Raw genomic sequence first — 730 nt, 5'->3', positions numbered from 1 at the left:
GGGGTCGGGGAAGATCTGGTCGGTGATCACGGCTTCGCCGTTGCCGCCGAAGACCTCGACGGACGACCAGTCGACGAGGACGCGCAGCTTGAGCTTGCCGTTCTGCGGCTTCAGGGGTGCGGTCTGGACGCCGGGGAAGGTGCTGTTGAAGTCGCCGGCGCCGGAGCGGGTGCGGTCGACGTAGAGCTCCTGGGTGGTGGTGTCGTAGCCGATGACGGTCTCCTCGCCGCCGGCGCCGGTGCGCACCTTCAGGCCGAAGCGGTCGGCGTCCTTGAGGGAGAAGGTGGCCTCGATGTCGAGTGCCTTGCCCTTGGCCGCCTGGCCCGGCAGGGGCTTCGAGGTGTTCGTGACGGTGATGCCGGATGCCGTGGCCGGGCGCGTGTTCCGGAGGGACTGCAGGCTGCTCACGGGTTTGCTGGTCAGCCGGATCCGGCCGTCGACGGTGCGCAGGGCCATCTCCCTCGGGACGCTCTGCGCGCCGCGCCAGGGGGAGGTGGGGACGGATTGGCCGTAGTCCCAGTTGTTCATCCAGCCGATCATGTAGCGCTTGCCGCCGGGCGCGTTCTCCCAGGACACCGCCGCGTAGTAGTCCTTGCCGTAGTCGACCCAGTCGGCGCGCTGCAGGACGGACTGGGCGGGCTCCTCGGCGGCGGTGAACTGGTCGGCCAGGACGTGGCCCCAGCCGCCGGTGTTCATGTCGACGACCTGGATCCGCGCCTTCTTGCCGGCG

The 730-nt window shown here is 69.9% G+C and carries 1 protein-coding gene; it reads right to left on the bottom strand.

Annotated features, from left to right (window positions below):
- The coding region (locus IE97_RS0137795; RefSeq protein ID WP_030252164.1) for a glycoside hydrolase family 32 protein at nucleotides 1–730 on the bottom strand (730 nt) is incomplete at both ends.

The organism is Streptomyces sp. NRRL S-455, from assembly GCF_000717875.1.
Lineage (GTDB): Bacteria > Actinomycetota > Actinomycetes > Streptomycetales > Streptomycetaceae > Streptomyces.
Note: the sequence above shows the minus strand (reverse complement) of the source record. Positions and strands in the feature narration are given on the sequence as shown.